Source organism: Rhizobium sp. R86522 (genome assembly GCF_042466255.1).
In the GTDB taxonomy this organism is placed as follows: Bacteria; Pseudomonadota; Alphaproteobacteria; order Rhizobiales; family Rhizobiaceae; genus Allorhizobium.
On sequence record NZ_JAXHBX010000001.1, the window covers coordinates 47,016 to 68,613 of the forward strand.

The 21,598-nt window shown below is 59.9% G+C and carries 22 protein-coding genes and 1 pseudogene; 9 read left to right on the plus strand and 14 right to left on the minus strand.

Annotated features, from left to right (window positions below; all coding sequences use genetic code 11):
• Nucleotides 1-102: 102 nt before the first annotated feature.
• On the minus strand, nucleotides 103-741 hold the full coding sequence (locus SJY08_RS00200) for a TetR/AcrR family transcriptional regulator (protein WP_054147990.1): 639 nt from the start codon (nucleotides 739-741) through the stop codon (nucleotides 103-105).
• 66 nt (nucleotides 742-807) lie between these two features.
• Between SJY08_RS00200 and SJY08_RS00205 the strand changes: the two genes are divergently transcribed.
• From SJY08_RS00205 to SJY08_RS00220, 4 genes are all read left to right on the plus strand, one after another.
• On the plus strand, nucleotides 808-2,019 hold the full coding sequence (locus SJY08_RS00205) for an HlyD family efflux transporter periplasmic adaptor subunit (RefSeq protein ID WP_377274030.1): 1,212 nt from the start codon (nucleotides 808-810) through the stop codon (nucleotides 2,017-2,019).
• Nucleotides 2,012-3,187, plus strand: coding sequence for an ABC transporter permease DevC (devC, locus tag SJY08_RS00210; RefSeq protein WP_377274032.1), 1,176 nt, complete (start codon nucleotides 2,012-2,014; stop codon nucleotides 3,185-3,187). The genes SJY08_RS00205 and devC overlap by 8 nt, the downstream gene beginning before the upstream one ends.
• Nucleotides 3,187-3,894: an ATP-binding cassette domain-containing protein gene (locus tag SJY08_RS00215; RefSeq protein ID WP_054147642.1), complete on the plus strand. Its 708-nt coding sequence runs from the start codon at nucleotides 3,187-3,189 to the stop codon at nucleotides 3,892-3,894. The genes devC and SJY08_RS00215 overlap by 1 nt, the downstream gene beginning before the upstream one ends.
• A 359-nt stretch (nucleotides 3,895-4,253) precedes the next feature.
• A complete protein-coding gene (locus SJY08_RS00220; RefSeq protein ID WP_377274035.1) occupies nucleotides 4,254-4,850 on the plus strand; it encodes a class I SAM-dependent methyltransferase in 597 nt (198 codons plus the stop codon).
• 12 nt (nucleotides 4,851-4,862) lie between these two features.
• Here SJY08_RS00220 and SJY08_RS00225 read toward each other — a convergent pair whose 3' ends face one another.
• From SJY08_RS00225 to SJY08_RS00270, 10 genes and pseudogenes are all read right to left on the minus strand, one after another.
• Nucleotides 4,863-5,828: a helix-turn-helix transcriptional regulator gene (locus tag SJY08_RS00225; protein ID WP_377274037.1), complete on the minus strand. Its 966-nt coding sequence runs from the start codon at nucleotides 5,826-5,828 to the stop codon at nucleotides 4,863-4,865.
• Between the two features lie 19 nt (nucleotides 5,829-5,847).
• Nucleotides 5,848-7,902, minus strand: a complete 2,055-nt coding sequence (locus tag SJY08_RS00230; protein WP_377274039.1) for a molybdopterin cofactor-binding domain-containing protein — start codon at nucleotides 7,900-7,902, stop codon at nucleotides 5,848-5,850.
• Complete coding sequence (locus SJY08_RS00235) at nucleotides 7,902-8,372, minus strand: (2Fe-2S)-binding protein (RefSeq protein ID WP_377278424.1); 471 nt, start codon at nucleotides 8,370-8,372, stop codon at nucleotides 7,902-7,904. Before SJY08_RS00235 ends, SJY08_RS00230 begins: the two co-directional genes overlap by 1 nt.
• Before the next feature lie 518 nt (nucleotides 8,373-8,890).
• Nucleotides 8,891-9,448: a CIA30 family protein gene (locus tag SJY08_RS00240; RefSeq protein ID WP_377274041.1), complete on the minus strand. Its 558-nt coding sequence runs from the start codon at nucleotides 9,446-9,448 to the stop codon at nucleotides 8,891-8,893.
• Between the two features lie 44 nt (nucleotides 9,449-9,492).
• Nucleotides 9,493-10,116, minus strand: a complete 624-nt coding sequence (locus SJY08_RS00245; RefSeq protein ID WP_377278426.1) for a class I SAM-dependent methyltransferase — start codon at nucleotides 10,114-10,116, stop codon at nucleotides 9,493-9,495.
• A 14-nt stretch (nucleotides 10,117-10,130) separates the two neighbouring features.
• Entirely contained in the window at nucleotides 10,131-10,922 is a 792-nt protein-coding gene (locus SJY08_RS00250) for a sulfite exporter TauE/SafE family protein (protein WP_377274043.1), read from the minus strand.
• A pseudogene (locus SJY08_RS00255) lies at nucleotides 10,919-11,788 on the minus strand (MBL fold metallo-hydrolase); the annotation flags it as partial. The pseudogene SJY08_RS00255 and the gene SJY08_RS00250, both read right to left, overlap by 4 nt.
• Nucleotides 11,789-11,993: 205 nt before the next feature.
• Nucleotides 11,994-12,716, minus strand: coding sequence for a thiol:disulfide interchange protein DsbG (dsbG, locus tag SJY08_RS00260; protein ID WP_377274045.1), 723 nt, complete (start codon nucleotides 12,714-12,716; stop codon nucleotides 11,994-11,996).
• Between the two features lie 299 nt (nucleotides 12,717-13,015).
• Nucleotides 13,016-14,380: an ATP-binding protein gene (locus tag SJY08_RS00265; RefSeq protein WP_377274047.1), complete on the minus strand. Its 1,365-nt coding sequence runs from the start codon at nucleotides 14,378-14,380 to the stop codon at nucleotides 13,016-13,018.
• On the minus strand, nucleotides 14,380-15,024 hold the full coding sequence (locus tag SJY08_RS00270; protein ID WP_377274049.1) for a winged helix-turn-helix domain-containing protein: 645 nt from the start codon (nucleotides 15,022-15,024) through the stop codon (nucleotides 14,380-14,382). The genes SJY08_RS00265 and SJY08_RS00270 overlap by 1 nt, the downstream gene beginning before the upstream one ends.
• A 113-nt stretch (nucleotides 15,025-15,137) precedes the next feature.
• On the opposite strand from SJY08_RS00270, the gene dsbD reads away from it, so the two are divergent.
• From dsbD to SJY08_RS00295, 5 genes are read left to right on the plus strand one after another with little or no spacing between them, the layout of a single operon-like run.
• Nucleotides 15,138-16,964: a protein-disulfide reductase DsbD gene (dsbD, locus tag SJY08_RS00275; protein ID WP_377274051.1), complete on the plus strand. Its 1,827-nt coding sequence runs from the start codon at nucleotides 15,138-15,140 to the stop codon at nucleotides 16,962-16,964.
• Entirely contained in the window at nucleotides 16,964-17,779 is an 816-nt protein-coding gene (locus SJY08_RS00280; protein WP_377274053.1) for a prolipoprotein diacylglyceryl transferase family protein, read from the plus strand. Before dsbD ends, SJY08_RS00280 begins: the two co-directional genes overlap by 1 nt.
• 6 nt (nucleotides 17,780-17,785) lie before the next feature.
• A complete protein-coding gene (locus tag SJY08_RS00285) occupies nucleotides 17,786-18,493 on the plus strand; it encodes a L,D-transpeptidase (protein ID WP_377274055.1) in 708 nt (235 codons plus the stop codon).
• Nucleotides 18,493-19,104 carry a DsbA family protein gene (locus tag SJY08_RS00290; RefSeq protein ID WP_377274057.1) on the plus strand — a complete coding sequence of 204 codons (612 nt, stop codon included), beginning with the start codon at nucleotides 18,493-18,495 and terminating at the stop codon, nucleotides 19,102-19,104. Before SJY08_RS00285 ends, SJY08_RS00290 begins: the two co-directional genes overlap by 1 nt.
• Nucleotides 19,105-19,108: 4 nt before the next feature.
• The gene (locus SJY08_RS00295) at nucleotides 19,109-19,564 is read left to right on the plus strand and encodes a thioredoxin family protein (RefSeq protein ID WP_377274059.1); all 456 of its coding nucleotides are present in this window, start codon (nucleotides 19,109-19,111) and stop codon (nucleotides 19,562-19,564) included.
• A gap of 56 nt (nucleotides 19,565-19,620) precedes the next feature.
• Here SJY08_RS00295 and SJY08_RS00300 read toward each other — a convergent pair whose 3' ends face one another.
• The 3 genes from SJY08_RS00300 to SJY08_RS00310 form a co-directional block, all read right to left on the minus strand.
• Nucleotides 19,621-20,667, minus strand: a complete 1,047-nt coding sequence (locus SJY08_RS00300) for a YeeE/YedE family protein (RefSeq protein ID WP_069043120.1) — start codon at nucleotides 20,665-20,667, stop codon at nucleotides 19,621-19,623.
• A gap of 21 nt (nucleotides 20,668-20,688) precedes the next feature.
• Complete coding sequence (locus SJY08_RS00305) at nucleotides 20,689-21,027, minus strand: helix-turn-helix transcriptional regulator (RefSeq protein ID WP_054147660.1); 339 nt, start codon at nucleotides 21,025-21,027, stop codon at nucleotides 20,689-20,691.
• A gap of 139 nt (nucleotides 21,028-21,166) precedes the next feature.
• Nucleotides 21,167-21,505 carry a hypothetical protein gene (locus SJY08_RS00310; RefSeq protein WP_246727413.1) on the minus strand — a complete coding sequence of 113 codons (339 nt, stop codon included), beginning with the start codon at nucleotides 21,503-21,505 and terminating at the stop codon, nucleotides 21,167-21,169.
• Nucleotides 21,506-21,598: the final 93 nt, after the last annotated feature.

A 21,598-nucleotide genomic window follows, 5' to 3' on the forward strand; every position in this document is an offset into this window, starting at 1 on the left:
AGCGAACGCTGCCGTGGCGGGAACGCGCCATCATTCCGGCCGTTCGGGCGGTCGAAAGCGTACTCCAAACCTGGCATACTGGCCACCGTGGGACCCTTCCGTCTATCGTTCAGCATTCGCCGAAAGCAGCCCCCGAAGCACCAGATCAAGATGTCGCTCCAAAAACGCGTCGCGGTCACCATGCGACTGGGCACCAAACACCTTCCCGCCGATGGCCAGGATGGCGATCGGGGCCACGATCATTCTTGGGTCAATGTCGTCGGCTGCCACGCGCAACTCTCCTCGCGCTTCGGCTCGCTTCAGAATGCTCTTCATTGTCGCCATGCCCTTGGCCAAGGCGATCTCCCGATACATCTTAACAAGATCCGGGAAACGGTCGCCTTCGCCGATCAGGATGCGCAACAGCACGCCAGCATCGCCTTCGATCATCTGTCCGTAGATCCGCGCGAGAACGAGCCTAAGGAGTTCCTCAGTCGATCCCGCAAAAGATGCAGTCAGTTCGCCGACACCCTCCATCGTCGAGACCATGCGATCCTTGAGCGCCGCCTCAAACAAGCTCTCCTTCGAGGAGAAGTACAGATAGACGGTTCCCTTGGCGATGCCCGCACGCTTGGCGACGTCGTCAAGCCTCGTCGCGGCGAACCCGCGTTCTGCAAACAGCGCCAATCCCGCCTCAAGAATCTCTGAGGGACGCGCGTCTTTACGTCGCTGACGTTTCTGCTGGGGTTGGCCCGCTTGCATCTTGCAGTCTTTCTCCGTTTCCCATATTAATGACCCGTTGGTCATTAAATTGAAAGCCTGTCACGGATGCAAACCGAAATCTCGCCGCCAGCACTCCCCATGCCGCGAGCAGGCCTCGTTGAGGAGGCTGGCTCTGGCAAGTCAAGATGGTCGCTGCGAGGCTTGTTCACCCGCGTCGTCGTTGTCTTGCTTATCTTCGTCATTGGGGCATTTCTAGGCGCATATCTTGGCCCGCCATTCTCCTCAGGATTTTTCGGCATCGACGGGAAAAACCTGCCTATAGCTGAAATGGATGCTCAAGCAACGTCAGCGACGAATGACGATGGAGCTGCCAGCCAAAGTGAAAGCGCGGTTGTCGCCCTTGGCCGGCTGCAGCCAAAGGGAAAGACGATCACCCTGGCTGCCCCCTTTGGCGCCTCGGACGCCCGGATTGCATCGCTACTCGTCGACGAAGGTGATCATGTGACAATTGGCCAGACGGTGGCCGAGCTCGACAGTCTACCGTCCCTGCAGCTTGCGGTCGAAAGCGCCCTCGTCAACATCTCCGCCAAAGAGGCCGCGCTTGCTCAGACCCGAGCCATGGTTGCCGCAAGCCTGTCGGAGGCCGAGGCGAACCGCGATAGGGCGCTTGCCGCTGTCCAGCTTGCGCGGCAGGCGTTGGAACGGGAGCGCAGCCTGAGCCTCGGTGGCGCCTCTTCACGGTCCACTCTGCAATCTGCTGAGGCCACTTTGGCGCAATCGACTAGCGATCTTGCCAAGGCAGATGCCTCGATTGTTCGATACCAGTCTGCGCCAGGAACGCTGCAGTCCGATATAGAAGTGGCCGAGCGAAACCTGGATCTAGCCAAGGCCGAACTCGCGACTGCACGTGACAATCTGAGCAAAGGCGTGGTTATCAGTCCGATTTCGGGGACGGTGATTGCAATCAACAGCCGTCCGGGAGAGCGCCCTGCGTCTCCAGGGATCATGACGCTTGCTGATACCGACCACATGCAGGTCGAGCTTGAGGTTTATCAAACCGATATCAGACGGATCGCAATTGGACAGACGGTCATTGTCTCCAGTCCAGCACTGTCTCAGGAATTGGAAGGCTCGGTGACCTTGATTGGTTATGAAGTCGAGCAGCAAACGGTGCTCTCCGCCGATCCTGCAGCCAATACCGACGCACGGGTGGTGCGTGTCACGACTCATCTGGATCCTAGCTCCAGCGCTTTGGCCGCCAAACTGACCGGGCTCGAAGTCATGGGGCGTGTCGCGGTAGGCAAAGATCATGAGTAGGCTGCTTTCACTTCTATTCGGCAGGCTGCCGATCGGTTGGCTTCAGCTCAGACACAACCGTGGACGTCTTTTAGCGGCGCTAGCCGGTGTCGCCCTCGCGACCATGCTCGTCTTCGTTCAGTTGGGCATCATGGGCGCGCTGAACGGAACCATCCGTACGTCCTACACCCCATTCGCGGGTGACATCATCATCTCGTCGAATGATGGAAACACATTGGCCGACGGATCTCCGCTGGCGCGTCGAACCCTCTACCGTGCTCTGGCAATAGACGGTGTTGCCGCCGCGGCCCCTCTCTATATTGGCAAGCTCGACTGGCGGCGCCCCGATGGGTCTGTAGCCAGCCTCCAGGTCATTGGACTTCCGATTGAGGCTGAGAAATTTACGGGTCCGCAGGTTGCCCCTCTGATAAGGAACCTTGCCGTCGCAGACACGGCTTTGATTGATCGGCAGACACGCGGCGTCGATGCCGCCGCTCTTGCGGGTGTCGGTCCATCAAAGCCACTCCAGTTCGAGGTAAATGACCGCACGATCAGTGCCATCGGGACAATCTCTATCGGGGGAGGCTTTTCTGCCGACGGCATCATGGTTGTGTCGGACCAGACCTTTCTTAGTCTGTTCCCGAACCGGATCAGCGGGACGCCGTCGCATCTTCTGCTGAAAGTCAGCGATCTTGCACAGTCAGTGGCGCTGGTGCGGCAATTGCAGGATAGGTTCACTGGAGAGCCGATCGGAGTCCACACACTTGATGAGATGATTGCCAAGGATGTCCGGTATCAGACGACCCAGCGTCCAACGGGTGTCATCTTCGGCTTCGGCGTGTTCATGGGTGTCCTTGTCGGCATTGTGATCGTCTATCAGGTCCTGTCGACTGATGTCGCTGATCACCTGCGCGAATACGCGACCTTGAAGGCTGTGGGGTATCCGCATCGTTTCTTCCTCAGCATCGTCTTTGAGGAGGCGCTGGTGTTGGCGGCCATGGGCTTCATACCGGGTCTAATCCTTGCGATGGGCATCTACCAGGTGATGTCTCAAGCGACCGGTCTTCCCGTACTTATGTCACCGGAGCGGGCGCTCATGGTTTTTGCAGGCACCCTCTTAGCCTCCACCCTCTCTGGCGCGCTCGCTGCCAGACGCCTAAAGGGCGCTGATCCGGCGGACTTGTTTTGATGAGTGACCTTCCAATTTCCGTCCGCAATCTCAATCACTGGTTCGGCCGCGGCGAAGCCAGCAAGCAGGCGATCTTCGATCTCTCCCTTGATATCGCTCCCGGGAGCCTCACAGTGATGGTTGGCCCGTCGGGTTCCGGCAAGACTACGGTTCTCACACTGATGGGATGCCTACGACAGGTCGAGGACGGGTCCGTCCGGCTTCTAGGTCACGAGCTTCGTGGCGCCGACGAGCCCACACTTGAGGTTTTGCGCCGGCAGTTGGGCTTCATTTTCCAGGCCCATAATCTTCACGAAAGCCTCACTGCCCGCCAGAATGTGATGATGGGTTTGCAAGTGCACGGTACGGGAGATGAAAACCGTCGTGCTCAGGCCGTCGAGCACATGCTTGAGCTGGTCGGTCTGGGGCATCGGCTGGATTATCTCCCCGGCAATCTGTCGGGTGGCCAAAAGCAGCGTGTGGCGATCGCCCGCGCGCTGATCGCGGGCCCGCAGATTGTGTTTGCCGACGAGCCGACAGCAGCGCTCGACAAGGCTAGCGGCCATCAGGTCGTTGCCATGTTGAAGGCCCTGGGGCGGGAGCGCGGCACGACGACCGTCATGGTAACCCACGACAGCCGTATCCTCGATATGGCGGACAGGATCATCACGCTGGAAGACGGTCGGCTTGTAAGAGACCAAGGGGCGGTGGTTGGAGTGTCCAGTTGAATAGCGAAGTAATGCATGCTTGCTATCAGGTGAGCCCGGCAAAACCTCTTTGCGCCTTCACTTCAGACGTTGCATGGCCAGCCGACCCACAGCAGAAGCAGCCGTTTCGTCGCCATCATCAGTCAGCCGCTGGACGCCTTGCCCTAGAAACCTGCGGCCCTGGGTAAGACGCTTGCCGCAAGACCCTCAGTGATCGGCAAGGTTGTCTCGGGCTACCCGGCAAGCCTGTCTGCATTGGGAAGGACGCAAGACGACCGTCTGCTGCAGCGTGCAGCCGATTTTGGCGCATAGTTTCAATATCTCTGGCGACGAATGTCCGAAATAAAGGGCAAGGAGATCACATCTCCGACGTGATTTCCTTGTCCCTTCAGCTTTTCCGGTTGCCCATGCAGAGAATGAGACACGTCGTCACCTTCACCCGCGAATGGCTGCGCGCACCGCTTCGAACGGCGTCGGTCGTGCCATCCAGTTCCTCTCTCGCAAGAGCAATGGTGGAAGGTCTTGATCTTCACGATACCGCCGTGCTGGAACTGGGTCCGGGCACGGGCGCGTTCACCGACCACCTTGTCACAATGCCTGCGGGGCCGTCCCGGATCTATACAATCGAGAGCAATCCAGCCTTTGCGGACCTGATGCGGACACGGTTTGCAACCGTTGAGACCTTTACCGTCGATGCATGCCGGATGCGCAGCCTCCTGCCTTGCAGCCCTCGTTCGGTGAAAGCCGTGCTCTGTGGCCTGCCGCTTCTGTCGATGAGCCTTTCCTCAGTCCACCGGATCATGAAATCGGCTTTCGAGCTTATTCAAGATGACGGCGAGTTTCGCTGCTTTACCTATGGTCCCCGCTGTCCGATCCCTTTCGCGGTTCATGAAAGACTGCTGATTGAAAGCGCACGTGTCAGGTTCTGCCCGGTAAATTTCCCGCCAGCGAGCGTCTACCGTGTCTTCCGCGCTTGAGATCCCCTGATATCACGGTCTTCTTGGGCCTGCAGTGTCGTTTCCTGAACGAAATTGATCGCGATAGATTCCGGGCGTCATCCCGACCTTCTGGGAAAACAGCCGAGTGAAATGCGGCTGATCGGAGAAGCCGTTGAGGAAGCCGATCTGGGCGAGGCTGGCCTGCCGCTCGTTGCAGAGCTGCTCTGCCGCAAGCTCCAGCCTGACATCCAGAACCACGTTGCTGAAAGATGTCTGCCGCTCTTCCAGGCGTCGCTGGAGCGTCCGCCTGCTGGTTGCCAGCAGGCCAGCGAGACGATTGATCGACCAGCGGCGGCAGGGATCATCTGCAACAAGACGGCGCAGATTTTCAAGTACACGTTCTGATGTGCATACGAGCGGCTTGTCGAGTGAAACGGTCGCCGGCTTAACCTCGACAATCACTGACTTCAGCGCGAGGTCGCGATCGACCGTGTGCCACTTCTGTTCGGCGCGGAGGAGGGTTCCATCCTCCGTCATGAGAACCAGATCGTCGCCGGACAGCTCAATGAGCACGGCAAGGAGGGCGAGAATCAAAAGGCTCTCTGCCCTGGAAGGGCCCGGCCCATCCGCTCTGGCCCGATGCTCCAGTCTGTAGAGAGATGGCTCAAGCGCGAATTGTGAGACCACATGTCGACCGTGGCTGAAGCGCTCCAGCCGGCTCCAGCGATCCAGAAGATCCTGTGCGCCGATGGCCTGGCGCAAGGCGCGGACAACCGGTTCGAACGGCATCAGAGAGGCACAGTCCGCGATCCTGAAGATTGCCTGGACACCGTGCTCGGCAAGGATCCTTTCAATGAGATCATGTTTCTGCGCGCGCGGAACATGCGCTCCTTGCGCCCTCGGCACGGTGATGGAGATTTCCTGCGACCGAAGGCCGAGCCCGATCAGTCGCATGATCGCTGCCGAAGCGAAATCGGATGTGTTCAGTCCCTCCAATCGGGTTGCTCCGGGTGTCATGTAAGTCCCTCGGCCTCGTTCATGAAGTCCTGACCGGAAAGCGAGTCGGCCTCATGCCGGTGGCGGCACGGATCGCATTTGCTATTGCGCCGGGTCCACACGCCATGATCGTTTCTCCGGCCCCGGTGGGAGAATCGGTCCCCTCGATCAGCTTGATGGTCATCTTCGGCGTATCTTCCATACGGGGAATGGGAGCATCGATAAAGGTTTCCGCCACGATACGAGAGCTTTCCATCGGCAGATGATCATACAGCACGAAACCGATGCTCCACATCAGGTTCCCCTCGCATTGGGCCTTGACCTGATCCGGGTTGATGACGAGCCCGCAGTCATGGGCGCACCAGAACTCGCGTACGCCCATGCGCCCGTCTGCCGCCACTTCCACTTCGGCGACCACGGCGGCATAACTCACGCCTTTGTAGATGCCGCAGGCCACGCCGCGGCCGACCCTGGGCGCGGATGCCGGGCTTCTCCACGTCGTCCACGCTGACATGTCTCCGACAGCTTTGAGGACCGCTGCCAGTCTTTCGTCGTTGATGTGGGCAAGGCGGAAGGCGAGGGGGTCGGCGCCGACTGCCAGCGCTGCCTCGTCCACCGCGCTTTCGATCACGAGGCCGTTTGGACCAGCGCCGAGACCTCTCCAGGGGCCTGTATGAACGGGCAGGCGAACGAGATCATAGGCAGCTTTCGCTCTGGGGATGATATACGGCGCCGACATGCCACGTGCGACGCCGCCATCGCCGATCAATGCATCCGTTGCCTGCTGCATAAGGCTGGGGACCACTGCAGACGTGAAGATGATATGTGAGGAGACCTGCCGATGATCCCAGTCGCTGATCTGTCCATCCTCAACGCGGGCGCGGATGCGGTGGGAAGAGGGTGGGCGGTGAAAGGCGAAAGCCAGTTCCTGGGCGCGCGTCCACTGTACCTTGACTGGTGCCTCTGCCACTCGCGACAGAGCTGCGGCCTCCGCCTCGACTGTGCATGTCGTCTTGCCGCCGAAGCTGCCTCCGACCCGGCAAGACTGCACCGTGACGGCCTCCGTCGAAACACCGAAGGCATCTGCCAGACAGTCTCGAATGAAGAAGGCATCCTGTGTGCCCGCCCAGACGGTGAGCTTTCCTTGCGTCCATTCCGCGACGGCCGCCCGTGGCTCGATGGCGCCGTGGGCGGCAAACGGGATGTCGAACTTGAGGTCGACGTCCCAGGACCCGGGTTGCGGGCCCCCGTCCATGACGATGTTCGAAGGCGTCTCTTCCAGCGGGCATCGGTCGACATCTACGGGGGCATCCGGGGAAAATCCGGTTGAAGGTTCCTCGGTCTGCCAGACGACGTCGAGTGCTTCAACGACCCGGTCGAGTACGCCGGGCCGTTCGGCGATGATGCCCAGTCCCTTGGCATTGCCGATATCAGGGCCGCAGTCTTCGACGATGGCGATAAAACCCGGGATGGCTCGCGCCGCCTCGGCATTCCAGGATCGAGGTTTCGACACATATTCGGCCATGGCGGGCGCGCGAAGGACCCGTCCGAAGAGCGTGCCGGGACGGCGTATGTCGGAGGCATAGAGTGCCTTGCCGGTAACAATTTCCCGACCCTGCACAATCTCGGTGGTCCGGCCGATTTCTCCATGTCTGGCAAAAGTCCTCAATTGCGCCCTTGGCCGGGGTTCGACCGACACCAGCCCCTGCCGCTCACCCCTCATCAGAGCGTCACGCAGGCTGGCGCAGGCCTGCGCCAGCGGCTCGGCAAACAGCATAATGGATTCACTGCCCACCGTTGATCTCACCCTGGCGCGACCAGTGTCATGGAAGGATACGTCGACCGTCTCCCAGCCCACATTGAGTTCGGTGCAGGCAATCTGCTTCAAAGCAGTCGCAATGTTCTGACCCATCTCGATGCGCGGAAGCGTGAGAACGAACCGCCCCTCATGGTGGGCGATCCACCCCAACGCATCGTCCTTGCCGGGTGTCGGGCGTTTGGGAATGACTGGGAGTGTTGCATAGACGGCAGTCCCCGCGCCGATCAGCGCGACCAAAGTGCCGAAACCGCCGATTAGAAAGCTGCGACGTTTCATCAGCGGTTCTCAAACAGGGTGCTGATGGCGTCCCGGATCCTTTGGTAGGTACCACATCGACATAGATTGTCGTTCATCGCGGGCACGATTGCATCCAGGTTCATTGTCGAGCCGGCACGGTTGCTATCGGCCAGAAGCGCAACGGCGGACATGATCTGCCCGGACTGACAATAGCCGCATTGCGGCACTCCCTTTGCCAGCCAAGCGTCTTGGACCGGATGAAGCTTTCCGTTCCGCTCCAGGCCTTCGATGGTCAAGACTTGCGTCGTTGGCGTCAGGTCTGCCGTGCGGACCTGGCATGACCGCGTCGCCATCCCGTCGATGATCACCGTGCAAGCACCGCAGATCCCGACGCCGCACCCGAACTTTGCTCCGACAAGGCCGTGGTGTTCACGCAGGGTGAAGAGAAGGCTCTCGTCGTACCACTCGCTCGGCACGTTCGCGATCACACCATTCAAGACATACTGCATTTGCTGTCCTAGATTTACAGATGGAAGCCGCAGGTTAGATCTCGATCTGGCCTGGGTCTTGAATGATTGCGCCAGACACGCGCGACTCGGGCATACCGAGGCAGGCTCACGCGGCGCTAAAATGAGGGAGGCAATCCGGTGGCGGAACGCTTCGCCGATTTTGCAGGCGCGGTCCTGACAGCCGAGGGGCACTGGACCGCTGTTCGTCAAGATTAGCTGGCTTGCTCGTTCCGCCCGCTCGGTCATCGGGATCCCGATCAATTGGCCGAGCACAAACGTCACGCATTTGGGCGAGGTGTTGGCGAACTGCCGAGGGTCAGCCAAGTCGGTGCAAGGACCGCAGAGAGACTTTGGCCCCTCTGCGGTCAAACAAGTGAGGGCGGCTGCCTGACCTGTTTGCGTTGGCTGCCACTAGGCTCGCTGTCTGAAAAACATATGTCTGTTGGCTTACACTGCCCAACCGGAGTTCGTTCAGCCAGCAAAGGGCTGATCGGCTTAGGTCCCGTGGTGCCTTGGGCCTAATAGAAGCCGATTTCGCGGACGCTGATATCCGCATCGTGGTTGCGACCATAAGCGGCTATCCCGATCGATGTCAGGCTGCTTGCGCGCGGAATGTTGCGCAAGATCGATCCAGACGCTTTGAATTCAGTAAGGGGAAGTCGCACCTCGGTCCAAGTCCGCGTCACATCAAATCCGGCCTGATAGAATTGCCAGGGCAAGATCGTGCCTCCTGTGCGCAGGTGCACGAAGTACCTCTGATCGTTTCCACGGACCAGCAAGCGTATTCCGATAGTGTTTTCTGGTGCTGCATGCTGCAACTTCATGCGGATCTGAATGAAGCCGCCATTGTTGGCGGTGCTAACGTTACCGGTCATACGCGCGTGCGCATGTCCTTCTTCGTTTTCGAATTGCACCTGCCCCGATGATTTTCCGCCCATCACGGTGTCTGCGAAAAAGCGCCAGCGCGTTTCGGGTTGCAGCTTGAAATCGTCTATCAACATCTCGCCCGCCAGCGCCGGTGTGTAAGCCGACAGTATCAGCGTGATCACTGTCGCAAGTCCAATTTTGAAACGCATCTGGTTGTCCTATATCCTCTCGGGGGATGACGCGAAGTCAAATCTCACGTCTCAGGCTTACGCGCGACGATGTAGGGGTTTTGCGAATACTTGCCGAAGATCCGCTCGTCTGTGATTTCAAAACCAGCATCTATGATCGAGTGCCGAAGCTCGGGGATGCTGTGTTGCCTGACCGCCGGAAATAGGCCTACGAACTGCAGCGCACGAAACAGAAGACGGAACTTGAACTTCAGATCGGCGAAACACCAGGTTTTTGAGATAAGCAGACCGCCAGGTTTTAGATTGGCGAATATCTGCGCCAAGGTGGCTGGTTGGTTTTCCACCAGATGCAGAACGTTGAAGGCGCAGATGACGTCGAACGGACTACCATCATAGGCATTCTCAGCGTCCGCAATCTTGAAGGTCAGGTTGGCGCCCGCAGGTTTGTCCTGAGCGATCTTGATCATCTCAGCCGAGAAATCTGTCGCTGTCCAGTGTGACACATGGGGCGCAAGCCGGATTGCCGTGCCGCCGGTACCACAGCCGAGCTCAAGGACGTGATCTCCGGGTTTGAGACGTGACGCGACATCGCCGATCATGGCGTCATAGGCTGCCACGTCTTTCAGCGGGCGCGCGGCATAGCGCCCGGCGATTCGGTTCCAGAATTTCTGCTGCTTAGACAAAGACATATCCAAACCTTTCGTCAGAGCGGCAGGATCGCAGCGCTGCTTTTGTACAGGACATAAAATGCGACGACGATGATCAGCACAGCGAAGATTTGGTTGAGGAGGTTTCGCTTCGTCGACAGACGAGTTGCCAGCAGCATGCCGCCGACGCCGCCGATCACGCCGCCACCGATAAACTCGGCCGCGATCGCCCAGTCGATCAGGCCCGAGGCCGCGTAGTTGATCGCAGTGGCGAGGCCGAAGGTGCCAACGGCGAGAAGCGACGATCCGACCGCGTTGATCATCGGCATGCCGGTCGCGAGCATCAGGCCCGGCACGATCAGGAACCCTCCGCCAATTCCGAAGAAGCCGGATGCTGCTCCTGCCGCTATGGCAACAGCCGCCGTTTTCCAGCATGTCAGGCCATCTGTCCTGACGACGTCTGACGCTATGGTCCTCCGGGGCCGGAGCATCAGGGCTGCAACGACCAGCATCAGAAGGCCAAACAGGAAAAGCAGCTTCTGCCCGTCGAAAGCTTTCCCGAGTGTTGAGCCCGCGAGTGCGCCAACCGTCCCGGTGGCGGCAAAAACGAAGGCGCAACGCCACCAGACATGCCCTTTGCGGGCATGGCCGATAAGATTGACATAGGCATTGATCGATACGGCCAGAGCGCCGGTGCCGATGGCGATATGCGGCTGCGAGATGCCAACCGCGTAGAGCAACAGAGGTGTCGCCAGGATGGAGCCCCCGCCACCGATCAGTCCAAGCGTAAAGCCCACGAGACCGCCCGAACCGATCGCCGTCAGAGCCTGGGTGACCAGATCGTTCATTCCCACGCAGCCCCTGCGAGTGCATCCAGCGGGATCTTCAGATAGCGCTTGCCGTTCGCTTCCGGTTCTGGGAGGCGTCCTCCACGGATGTTAACCTGTAGTGCATGCAGAATGAGCTTCGGCATGGGAAGGGTTTTGTCGCGTGCGTCGCGCAGCGCGACGAAGGCCGCCTCGTCCTTGCCGGTAATATGCGGATTGCAGCGCTTCTGCTCGGCGACGGTGCTTTCCCAGAGGGGTTCACGCCCGTCCGGCTGATAATCATGGCCTGTGAACAGACGCGTTTCATCCGGCAGCGACAGGATTTCTTTGATCGAGGCCCAGAGGCGTTTGGCGCTGCCGCCGGGAAAGTCAGCGCGCGCCGTGCCGCTGTCCGGCATGAACAGGGTATCATGCACAAAGGCTGCGTCGCCGATCACATAGCTGATCGATGCGAGCGTGTGGCCGGGCGAGAAGAGGACGCGGCCCTTGAGATCACCCACCGAGAAGGTGTCGCCCGCCCCAAGCAGCCGGTCCCACTGCGAGCCATCGATTGGTAGATCCGGCCAGTTGTAGATCTCCTTCCAGAGCTTTTGCACTTCGACGACACGCGCGCCGATGGCGGTCGGAGCGCCGGTCTTGTCCTTGAGATACCTGGCAGCGGAAAAGTGGTCTGCATGGGGATGTGTATCGAGGATCCACTCGACGCTGAGCCCCTTTTCCTTGATGTAATCCAGTATCGCATCGGCATTGCGGGTTGCGGTTGCACCCGACTTTTCATCATAGTCGAGGACCGGGTCGATGATTGCACATTTTCCCGTTGCCGGATCACTCACGACATACTGGATGCTGAATGTGCGTTGATCGAAGAAGCCTTTTACATCGGGTTTGCCTGTCATTCGTGTCGAACCTCCTATGGATCATGCAGTCGGGGACGCTGTCCCTTCGTCCTGCCGTGACAAAATATATGCAAACATATATATCTTCATAGTATCGAAATAAAGGCTTGAACCTTCGTGCCTCTGTCTTTCTGCAGCCTTTGGGACAGGTCTGACGAGTGCTTTGGCGGTTGCCCCTCTGACGGCGCCTGTATCTTCACTTCGGCCCCAGAAGCACTTCCATCTGGGCGTCACTCGGAAGGCCGGGAAAGGTATCGACGGTGCCGTCCGCGCCTTTGAAGACGATCGGTGGCGTGCCGCCGAAACCAAGTTCCGTCATCAGAGCGGCATTCCGCTCAAGCTGTCTTGTCATATGGTCATCGACCGAAGCGCGCGGGGCAATGCCGCCATCGGCATGTTTGCGCTCGTTCTCCATCAGCGCGTCTTTCGGAGACTTGGATTGAAGAATGGCCGCAGCCTTGGCGGGAGAATCCTGCCGGATCACGCCAACCATGACATGCCGCAACTGGGCCTTGCCGCTCTCGATCCAGGGCCGGGCGGCAAGCCAGAAGCGATTGCAATAGGGGCGGTTCGGGTCGGTGAACGTGTAGATGACACGAGGCGCATTCGGATTGCCGTCCCGCACCCAGGTCGCTGCCTCGAGCTTGGTCCAGGATGCTTCGCTCAGTGGCTGTTCGACCATCTTCTTGAGCTGATCTTCCGCCATGTCCTGCCCATAGGCATCGACGAGCGTACCGACGAGCAAATGTTGATTATCGGGTGTCAGGTAGATGGCCAGAGGCTGCGCGCCGGCTTTGGCGGCGAAGGCTCTGAGGCCACCCGGAACCTGCATTTCGCCGAGGATTCGGATGCCCTGCTGCTCGATTGTCTTGAGAATCTCTGGATAGGGCTTGTCTTCGGCCTCGGCGCCGGTGGCCATTACGGCACCTATCACAAGCGCAAGGAAGAGTGCCGGAATTGCACTCGAACGTCGCAACGCTTGTCTGTGGGGGTGCTTGCGCCAGACGAGGCCCAGTGACGGGAACCGAATAGCTGCCTTCGCCGTGAGCGAGGGGGTTTTGATGCGATGATGGCAATCGGATAATGTGGGGAGCGGCGAAGAAAAACGGTACATGTCGAGCAGGGCTCCTTGCAAGGGTGGCTCTTGTCCGCCTCGCCTTGTCACCTTAAGGCTCGCTTAGGGTGGATATCCGACCTCGCCACGATGCGATCTGCTGCTCACTGTCTCGTTGTCGGCAGTTCCAGACAAACGCAGAAACCCACCTTCCTCTTGAATGACATCCGACCACCAAGCTTTGTCAGAGCCATTTCAACGATCGCAAGGCCGAGGCCGCTTCCGAGCGCGTTTGCGCTGTTGCCGCGCTGGAATCGGGCCTTGAGACGCTGCTCGTCCTTCTCATCGATCCCGGCTCCGGTGTCGGACACGGCTATCGTCGTGCCTGTCTCGGTCTGCGTGCCGATGATCCTGACGGATGAATTGCGCGGCGCATATTGCAGGGCGTTTTCGATGACATTGCGCAAGGCAAGCCGCAAAAGGGTCTTGCCTGGCACGCTGATCATCAGATCCTCTGCAATGTCCGTCTCAACGGTGATCTCCCTCGACGAAACGAGTGTCGCCATTTCGCCGCGCAGCTCTTCGACCATTGCTTTGACCACCACAGTTTCTGATGTCGAAGAGCTGTCCAATGAGTCGACGGCTGCGAGGTCTATCAACTGGCGAACGAGGCGCCCGGTGCGGTCGACGCTGAGCGAGATCTGGTTGAGGGCATTGGCGCGGACCTCATCGCTATCACTGCGAAGGGCGACCTGGGCCTGGGTCTTCAAACCGGATAGCGGCGTCCTCAGCTCATGGGCTGCATAGGCGATAAAGGTCTTTTCCCGTTCGCGGGCCTCCTCCACGCGTTGGAACAAGGCGTTAAGAGAGCCCAGCAAAGGCCTGATCTCGCGGGGCGCTCCGCTATCGTCGACGGGGTGGAGTTCGTCGACTGAGCGCAGAGACAAGGCGTCCGCGACTTGCCGGAGTGGGGAGAGACCGCGCCCGACACTCAGCCAGATCAGACCGGCGAGGATGGGCAGGATCGCCAGTGCAGGAACGAGCTGGCCCTTGATGACGTCACCGACCAGCTTTTCGCGGATCTCGATGCTATCGCCGACGAGGACCCTGACACCGAGCTCGGGATTGACGACAGCGTAGACACGCCAGCGTTCGCCGTTGACGAGCTTTTCGGCGAACCCGCTTTCGTGATCGGCGAGCGATGTATTGGGCGCGCTCTCCGACCGGCTGACAAGATCACCCTGAAGGGACCAGATCTGACAGGACAATTGCCGGCTATAGTCTCCTTCATGCAGGCCGAAGCCTTCGGGTATCCCAGCGGCCTGCGCGGCATCGACCGCTGCTGCAACGTCGATATGGTGGTCGGTGATCAGTGAGCTCACCATACGCGCCGCTTCCGTCAGGCGCGCGTCGAGCACACGCTCGACTTCGCGCTGCGTGCTGAGATAGGTCCAAAGCACGGCGAGGAGCCATACGGCACCCGTTGCCGCAAGCAGGATGAGAAAAAGCCTGAGCCGGATCGATCGCATCAGGGGTTCCCCATGCGGTAGCCGACACCGCGCACGGTTTCGATGGAGCTGGCGCCCAATTTGTGGCGCAGCTTATGCACGTGGACCTCGATCGTGTTGCTTTCGATCTCTTCCTGCCAGCCATAAAGCCTGGTTTCCAAGATCTGCTTGGAGTGAACCATGGTCGGATTTTCCATCAATGCCAGGAGGACGGCAAATTCCCGCCGCGACAGGCCAGTGATTTCGCCGTTTTTAAGAACCTCCATGCTCGCCGGGTCGAGGGTTAATTCTTCCCAGGTGAGCTTGGGTGTGGCGCGTCCCTCGGCACGCCGGGTAATGGCGCGCAGCCGTGCCGCGACTTCATCGAGATCGAAGGGTTTGCCGAGATAGTCGTCGGCGCCGGCGTCGAGACCATCGATGCGATCGGTGACCGCATCCTTGGCCGTCAATAGAAGAACGGGCGTGCGGTTGCCGGCGGCGCGCATCGTGCCGGATCCATCCGGCAGCATGCGATCGAGCACGAGGGCATCGAAGCTATCGCTTTCAATCGCGGCCTTCGCATCGGCAAGCGTGCTGACGGTGTCCGCCGAGAAGCCGGCGAGACCCAGCCCTACCTTCAAGCCGTCGATCAGAACCGCGTCGTCTTCGATGACTAGGATACGCATCACACCTCCGTGAGAAAAATGTCGTTTCACGCCATGGCCTGCCCAGCTTAAGCCTGCCTTAAGCTGCCCCGCAGAAACGGCCGCACATTCGATGCGTAACAAGGAATGATGGAATGCAACTCTTGAGGCACCTGGCGATTTTCTTCTCCGTTTTGCTCTTCTCCGGCATCGCCATTGCCCAGACCGCGCCGCTCCAGATGGACGAGGCGTTTCGGCCTTCCCTGTCACGGATCTCCGCCACCGAAGTTGCCGTCACGTGGGAGATCGAGCCAGGCTACTATCTCTACCGGGAGTATCTTTCCGCCAAAAGTGACGATGGCAGTCCGCTGAAGCTGGAGACGCCTGATGGAAAGATCAAGGAGGATCCGGGCTTTGGATCGACCGAAGTCTACTATGACACCGCCCGGGCGACGCTTGTCAGTGACGCTTCGACGATCGAGTTGACCTATCAAGGCTGCCAGGATGGCGGGCTCTGTTATCCGCCTGTGACGAAAACGATCGACATGGCCAGCCTACAGTTCAGCAATTCCGAGCACGGAGGCCCAATATCTGCCCCGGCATCGATTGCATCGCAAAGCGAATGGTCGGCCTTCAGCTCCCAAAAGCCGGATTTCGCACTCGCACAGGATGAAGTGACAACCGGTGTCGATGGACTCCTGGCGCGCGGCGGCCTGCCTCTGCTTCTGGTTGGCTTTGTTGGTTTTGGCGTGCTTCTGGCGTTCACCCCCTGCGTCTTTCCCATGTATCCGATCGTTGCCGCCATGCTGTCGCGGGAGGGCGGGGCCCTTTCGCCGAGCCGCAGCTTCATCCTTTCCAGCGTCTATGTCGGAGCGCTGGCACTGGCGTTTGGACTGTTCGGTATGGTCGCGGCATGGTCTGGGCAGAACCTGCAATTTGCCTTGCAGTCGACAACGGCCACCATGGTCATCGCAAGCCTGTTTGTGATCCTCGCCCTGTCCAACTTCGGGCTCTTCGAGATCCAGCTGCCGGCGGGGTTCAGCAATCGCCTGTCGTCCGGGGGGCGCCGTGGCGGATCTCTCGGTGGGGCTGCGGTGCTGGGCTTTACCTCCGCATTTCTCATCGGTCCCTGTGTCACCGCGCCACTCGCGGGGGCGCTTCTCTATATCGCTCGCACCGGAGATGTCCTCATCGGGGCGGCCGCGTTGTTCGCGCTCGGGCTTGGCAAGGGTCTCCCCTTGATCCTGATGGCAACGCTCGGCGGTAAGGCACTGCCGCGTGCGGGGGCGTGGATGGCAAACATCCGCTCCGCTTTCGGCTTCGGTTTCATCGGAACGGCGATCTGGATGGTCAGCCCTCTTCTGCCTGAAACGCTGGTGCTATTTGCCTGGGCGTGCCTGGCCGTGTCGGTCGGAGTGTTTCTCTGGCAAATGCGGGTTGCAAATGCTTCTCCTGGCGCGGCTGTCATCTCGCGATCTGTGGCCACTGTTTCGATCGCCTGGGGAGCCCTGCTGCTCGTCGGCGTCGGGCTCGGTGCCCGCGATCCGCTGGCCCCTCTGGAGCCGCTCACAATGAAGACCGAGGTCGGACAGACGACGCGCGAAATCGCGAAATCGGACTTTGAAGCCGTCGCCTCGCTGCAAGCGTTGACTTCGATGCTGGGCGAAGCTTCGGCCGAGAACAGGCCGAGCCTCGTCTACGTCACCGCGGACTGGTGCGTCACCTGTCGCGCCATAGAGCGGACCATTCTGCCGGACGACAGCGTCTCGGCGGCTCTCGATGGTGCGCGCCTGCTGACCATCGACATGAGCGCGACCTCTTCAGAGACCAATGAACTCCTGAAGTCCCTCAATGCAATTGGCCCGCCGACGATGATCTTCTTCGATCACGAAAGGCAGGAAGTGGCGGGCACGCGTCTGGTGGGCGACGTAACGATCGACAAGCTTGCTGCCTCCGCCCGGGCGGCAAAGGGTACGCCCTGATGGACGTCGTGACACTAGGGCCGCTTGCCTTTGCATCCGACAGGCTGGCGGCGATCATCGGGATCTTCGTGTTCCTCGGGCTAGGCTCATTTTTGGCGCGTCGCTATGACACGCGGCTTGCGCCCTGGACGACCGCGGCGCTGCTGTCGGGTCTCATCGCCGCGCGCGCACTGCATGTCCTGATGCATCTCGACAGCTTTCTCACCGAGCCGTGGCGCGCCCTCTATGTCTGGCAGGGCGGCTTTTCGATGGTTGGCGGCGCGATCGGTGTTGCGATCACGCTCGTCTTTCTGATGCGTGAATCCCGGCAGACGCTGCCGCTTGCCGCCGTGACGCTCGCCGCAGGATGCTTTGTCTGGTTCGCGCTGACCATGCTCTGGCAAGCAGCCGAGGGGCCTGCAGCACCCCGCTTCACGCTGGCAAATCTTGATGGATCTCAGTTTGTCGCTTTGTCAGAGCGCGCCGGACGCCCCGCCGTCGTCAACCTCTGGGCAACCTGGTGCCCGCCTTGCCGCCGTGAAATGCCACTTCTGGCGGAAGTGGCCTCGGTACGCACCGACGTCGATTTCATCTTCGCCAATCAGGGTGAAGGGCCAGCGGCGATCAAGGCCTATCTGGAGGATCAAAACCTCCGGCTCGAAACCATCCTGCTTGATCCGGCTCATTCCCTTTCGCGCCACTACGCAGCGCCTGGAATGCCGGTCACCCTCTTTCTTGGCGCTGACGGCCAAGTTGTCACGACCCATTTCGGAGAGATTTCGCGCGAGGCTTTGAACGCCGCCATCGCCCGGCTGATCCCCGCAGACAAGGAATAAATAAGAATGAGACTTACAGATTTGCGGCCGGTTATCGGCATCCTGAAGAAACTAGGCGTAGGGGCGGGGCTCGCTCTCCTCCTTGCCGCCTGCTCGCACACGACGGGCACGCCGTCTCAGCCATCTCCACCGCCTATCGATCCGGCGTTGCAGGCCATGTATGGCAAGGTGCAGGACGGAGAGGAGATTATCCCTGCGGTCGATGTGTCGAAGATGGATCCGCGCAATGTTCGCCAGGTCGTCAACTACCGCACCTCCTACGCGCCCGGTACGATTGTGGTCGATCCCTATGCCCGCTTCCTCTATCTCGTCATGGAGGATGACAAGGCGATGCGCTACGGCGTCGGCGTCGCCAAGGCCGGTTTGGAGTTTGAGGGCGAGGGCGATATCAAGCGCAAGGCTAGCTGGCCGGGCTGGGTGCCGACGCCCAACATGATCGCCCGCGAACCTGACCGTTATGGCCCACTGGCCCAGGGCTTGCCCGGCGGCATAGACAATCCGCTCGGTGCGCGCGCGCTCTATCTCTATCAGGGCGGAAAAGACACGCTCTACCGGATCCATGGCACCAACGAGGCTTGGTCGATCGGCCAGTCCGTCTCGTCGGGTTGCATTCGCCTTCTCAACCAGGACATCATCGATCTGCACGCCCGTGTTCCGGAAGGGTCAAAGATGGTTGTCCTCACTGCCGAAGAATCCGGAAAGGGAGAATTCTGATGATGAAGCGTCGCACCATCCTGACATCAGGGCTCGCCCTTGGCACGTTCGCCGTCTTCGGCAGTCGCCTGGCCTTCGGGCAAGAACTGACGAAGGACGAGGTCTTCAACGACAAGGACGCACCGTTTCTCGGCAATCCGAAGGGCGACGTCACGGTTGTCGAGTTCTTCGACTATCAGTGCCCCTACTGCAAAAAGGCGCATCCCATGGTGAAAAAGGTCATCGAAAGGGACGGCAATGTGAAGCTGGTCATGAAGGACTGGCCGATCTTCGGCGATGCCTCGATCTTCGCTGCCCAGGCGGTGCTGGGTGCAGCCCAGATCGGCAAATATGAAATTGCCATGGGTGCCCTGATGAAGACAAAGGGGAAGCTGACACATGATGACATCGAGAGCACGCTGACCGCTGCGGGCTTGTCCATGGATGAAATCGCTGTTGCCGTGAACAAACACGTCGAAAAGATTTCAGGCCTGCTGGACCGCAATTACGCTCAGGCCACCGCCTTCAACTTCGCGGGCACTCCGGCCTATGTAATCGGATCGAGCCTCTATCCCGGTGTGTTGGACGAGAAGGGGCTCGTTGATGCGATCGCGCGCGCCCGGCAGGGCTGAGCGCATGCGTTCTATTGAAAGAGTGAACCGGCGGCGTTTTTTCTTCGGGACCCTTGCCGTCGTCCTCGCGCCTCCCGCGCAGGTGCAGGCGGCGTCGACAGTGATCGGCCCGATACGATCCGTCCGGGATTATACCGAATCAATTGCATTTGCCCGCATGCGTAACAAGCATGCTCTTGTCGATGTTGCAGCGGAGTGGTGCGCCTTTTGCAAGACGATCGATGGAACGATCCTCGTGCATCCGAGCGTGCGGTCGCGGATGAAAGACTTTGCGCTGCTGAAAATCGACGTGACCGCATGGACCGCAGAGAATGCAGAATTGCTTCGTTATCTGAATGTGCAGGGTCCCCCGACGGTCTTCATCGCAGAAACAGGGCAGGGAAAAGAAGTTCCGGGTTCACGGACTGTCGGCGAATTCGACGTCGACAATCTGGTCGGCAGGCTGGAGAGTGTCAGTTGATCCGCAGGTGGAGGTTCGCGCGCCGCCCCGGCACGAGGCGACCATCAAGTCCGACGTCAAACCGCCTGAAAGCCGCCGATCAATTGCCGCAGTCCTACCAGGGCACCGACCACGATGCATAATAGCGTGACCGGGCCTGACCAGGAGAGGGCTGCAAAACCAGACACGCCCTGACCGATTGAACAGCCCATGGCAATGATGCCGCCAACGCCCATAAGGGCCGCGCCGCCGACCTGTCGCCCAAGTTCGCGGGGGTCTTCGCATGCTTCCCAGACAAAGGTGCCCTTGATCATCGAGCCGATGAAGGCACCGAGGGCGACACCGACCACTGAACCGACAGAAAAGGTGATGCCTCCGGCCGTTGCCGTCATCAGATAGATCAATGTCCGGCCGATCGGCGCGGTGAAGGATGGGCCTTCGGGCGCGACGGCACCGAGACTTGCGTCGGACAGGAAGCTTGTTCCCGCGAAACACCAGGTGACGGCGAGCCCCGCCGCGATGCCCCAGGCGATCATCTTTCGGTCTGCCCGAAGACGCTCGTTGGACAGCGCCCATGCGAAGCAGGCAATCGCAATCGCAATCACCGTCAGCAAGGCAGGGATGCCCAGTGACGTCTCGAGGTCATACACGATGCCACCGGGACCGTCGGCCTCGGGCTGCGGAAACAGGGATGTCCGCAAGGTTGCCAGAGGACCGGAGAGCGCCATGAAGCCAGTAATGCCCATGACAACGAGCAGAACGAGCGAACGAAGGTCGCCGCCGCCGAAACGTGCGAGAGCGCCAAATCCGCAATTGCCGGCCATGGCCATGCCATAGCCAAACATCAGCCCTCCCACGACCGAGGCTAGTGGGTTCCAGGCGATCGCGTGATAAAGAGTACCTTCGAGATTGATCCAACCGATACGCGCGCCGAACTGAGTTCCGAGTATCGCGACTCCCAGCACGATGCCCCACAACCTCAACCGCTTCTGATCGGTGCCATATACCGCTGTTTCAAGAGCCGCGAGCGTGCACAAACCGCCCAAACGCCAGCCGAGGCCCAATATCAGTCCCCCCGCCAGCCCGACCAGTGCAGCCAGGAATCCGATAGGCAAGCTTTCCATGTCTTTCGCCTCCCAACGAATCTACATGTACGCCCCGTCCTCGAACAGGTTTGCCAAGAATACGACTGTCTTGCGGACTTTGTCATCCTCAATGGAGTAGAAGATGGCATTGCCGTCGCGACGGGCCGCCACAAGCCTTTCGAGGCGCAATCGGGCAAGTTGCTGACTGACCACCGCCTGGCGTGCCGAAAGTAGGTTTTCGAGCTCTGTCACGCTCTTCGGTCCGCTGAGAAGATGGCACAGGATCGTCAGGCGTCCGTCGTGTCCCAGTGCCTTAAGGAATTTCGAAGCGGAGTCAGCCCTCTGAATGAGTTTATCAACGGCACCATCCTTTGGCACTGTCTCAGTATCAGCGTTCACAATCTCAGGTCCCTAGCGCAATCCCAGCGTTCCGACGCAGCCCAAGCCGCCTCCGGCGAAGGCCGGCCGCCCCAAATCATGGCCAACCGACTCCCATGGCAGCTATACTGCGGCTTTCGAATATAAGATACATGCCGCCTCAATCCGAGGTGATGCCGCCGGCCTCGGTGGTCAGTTCGGTGAGCAGACCCCAGAAGAACTCATCGCCAGGATAGCCCTCAATCCGCCCAGTCTCCCGGCCATCGACGACAAGAACAAAGGTGGGCGTGAAAGTGACCGGGCGATCGAGTCGGAGATCTGCCGGTACCGGAGCATGAAGGTTGAGCCTGCGAAGTGGCGCTGCCTGTCCTTCGGCGGTCCTGGGATAGGCCGGGGCGATCTCGGCATCCCATCGCGCGCAATAGACACAGCCTGCCTGCTCGAACATCAACAGCTCCATCGCCGCGCCCGGCGATGGGAGCAGCGTGATCAGAAACATGAAAATCGGCATCCAGTGGGCGCGCATATTGACAGCCTACATATAAATATAGAGATATTCTAATTGGAAACGCTCGCGAGCGCAATTGTCGGC

What these genes read in the sequence shown, in the direction of transcription:
- SJY08_RS00250 (WP_377274043.1), bottom strand. Translation starts at nt 10,922, where the DNA reads ATGAACGATCTGGTCACCCAGGCTCTGACGGCGATCGGTTCGGGCGGT.
- SJY08_RS00240 (WP_377274041.1), bottom strand. Translation starts at nt 9,448, where the DNA reads ATGCGTTTCAAAATTGGACTTGCGACAGTGATCACGCTGATACTGTCG.
- SJY08_RS00300 (WP_069043120.1), bottom strand. Translation starts at nt 20,667, where the DNA reads ATGGAAAGCTTGCCTATCGGATTCCTGGCTGCACTGGTCGGGCTGGCG.
- SJY08_RS00225 (WP_377274037.1), bottom strand. Translation starts at nt 5,828, where the DNA reads ATGACACCCGGAGCAACCCGATTGGAGGGACTGAACACATCCGATTTC.
- SJY08_RS00270 (WP_377274049.1), bottom strand. Translation starts at nt 15,024, where the DNA reads ATGCGTATCCTAGTCATCGAAGACGACGCGGTTCTGATCGACGGCTTG.
- SJY08_RS00230 (WP_377274039.1), bottom strand. Translation starts at nt 7,902, where the DNA reads ATGAAACGTCGCAGCTTTCTAATCGGCGGTTTCGGCACTTTGGTCGCG.
- SJY08_RS00215 (WP_054147642.1), top strand. Translation starts at nt 3,187, where the DNA reads ATGAGTGACCTTCCAATTTCCGTCCGCAATCTCAATCACTGGTTCGGC.
- SJY08_RS00200 (WP_054147990.1), bottom strand. Translation starts at nt 741, where the DNA reads ATGCAAGCGGGCCAACCCCAGCAGAAACGTCAGCGACGTAAAGACGCG.
- dsbG (WP_377274045.1), bottom strand. Translation starts at nt 12,716, where the DNA reads ATGGCCACCGGCGCCGAGGCCGAAGACAAGCCCTATCCAGAGATTCTC.
- dsbD (WP_377274051.1), top strand. Translation starts at nt 15,138, where the DNA reads ATGCAACTCTTGAGGCACCTGGCGATTTTCTTCTCCGTTTTGCTCTTC.
- SJY08_RS00290 (WP_377274057.1), top strand. Translation starts at nt 18,493, where the DNA reads ATGATGAAGCGTCGCACCATCCTGACATCAGGGCTCGCCCTTGGCACG.
- SJY08_RS00280 (WP_377274053.1), top strand. Translation starts at nt 16,964, where the DNA reads ATGGACGTCGTGACACTAGGGCCGCTTGCCTTTGCATCCGACAGGCTG.
- SJY08_RS00205 (WP_377274030.1), top strand. Translation starts at nt 808, where the DNA reads ATGCAAACCGAAATCTCGCCGCCAGCACTCCCCATGCCGCGAGCAGGC.
- SJY08_RS00285 (WP_377274055.1), top strand. Translation starts at nt 17,786, where the DNA reads ATGAGACTTACAGATTTGCGGCCGGTTATCGGCATCCTGAAGAAACTA.
- SJY08_RS00295 (WP_377274059.1), top strand. Translation starts at nt 19,109, where the DNA reads ATGCGTTCTATTGAAAGAGTGAACCGGCGGCGTTTTTTCTTCGGGACC.
- devC (WP_377274032.1), top strand. Translation starts at nt 2,012, where the DNA reads ATGAGTAGGCTGCTTTCACTTCTATTCGGCAGGCTGCCGATCGGTTGG.
- SJY08_RS00245 (WP_377278426.1), bottom strand. Translation starts at nt 10,116, where the DNA reads ATGTCTTTGTCTAAGCAGCAGAAATTCTGGAACCGAATCGCCGGGCGC.
- SJY08_RS00265 (WP_377274047.1), bottom strand. Translation starts at nt 14,380, where the DNA reads ATGCGATCGATCCGGCTCAGGCTTTTTCTCATCCTGCTTGCGGCAACG.
- SJY08_RS00235 (WP_377278424.1), bottom strand. Translation starts at nt 8,372, where the DNA reads ATGCAGTATGTCTTGAATGGTGTGATCGCGAACGTGCCGAGCGAGTGG.
- SJY08_RS00310 (WP_246727413.1), bottom strand. Translation starts at nt 21,505, where the DNA reads ATGTTTCTGATCACGCTGCTCCCATCGCCGGGCGCGGCGATGGAGCTG.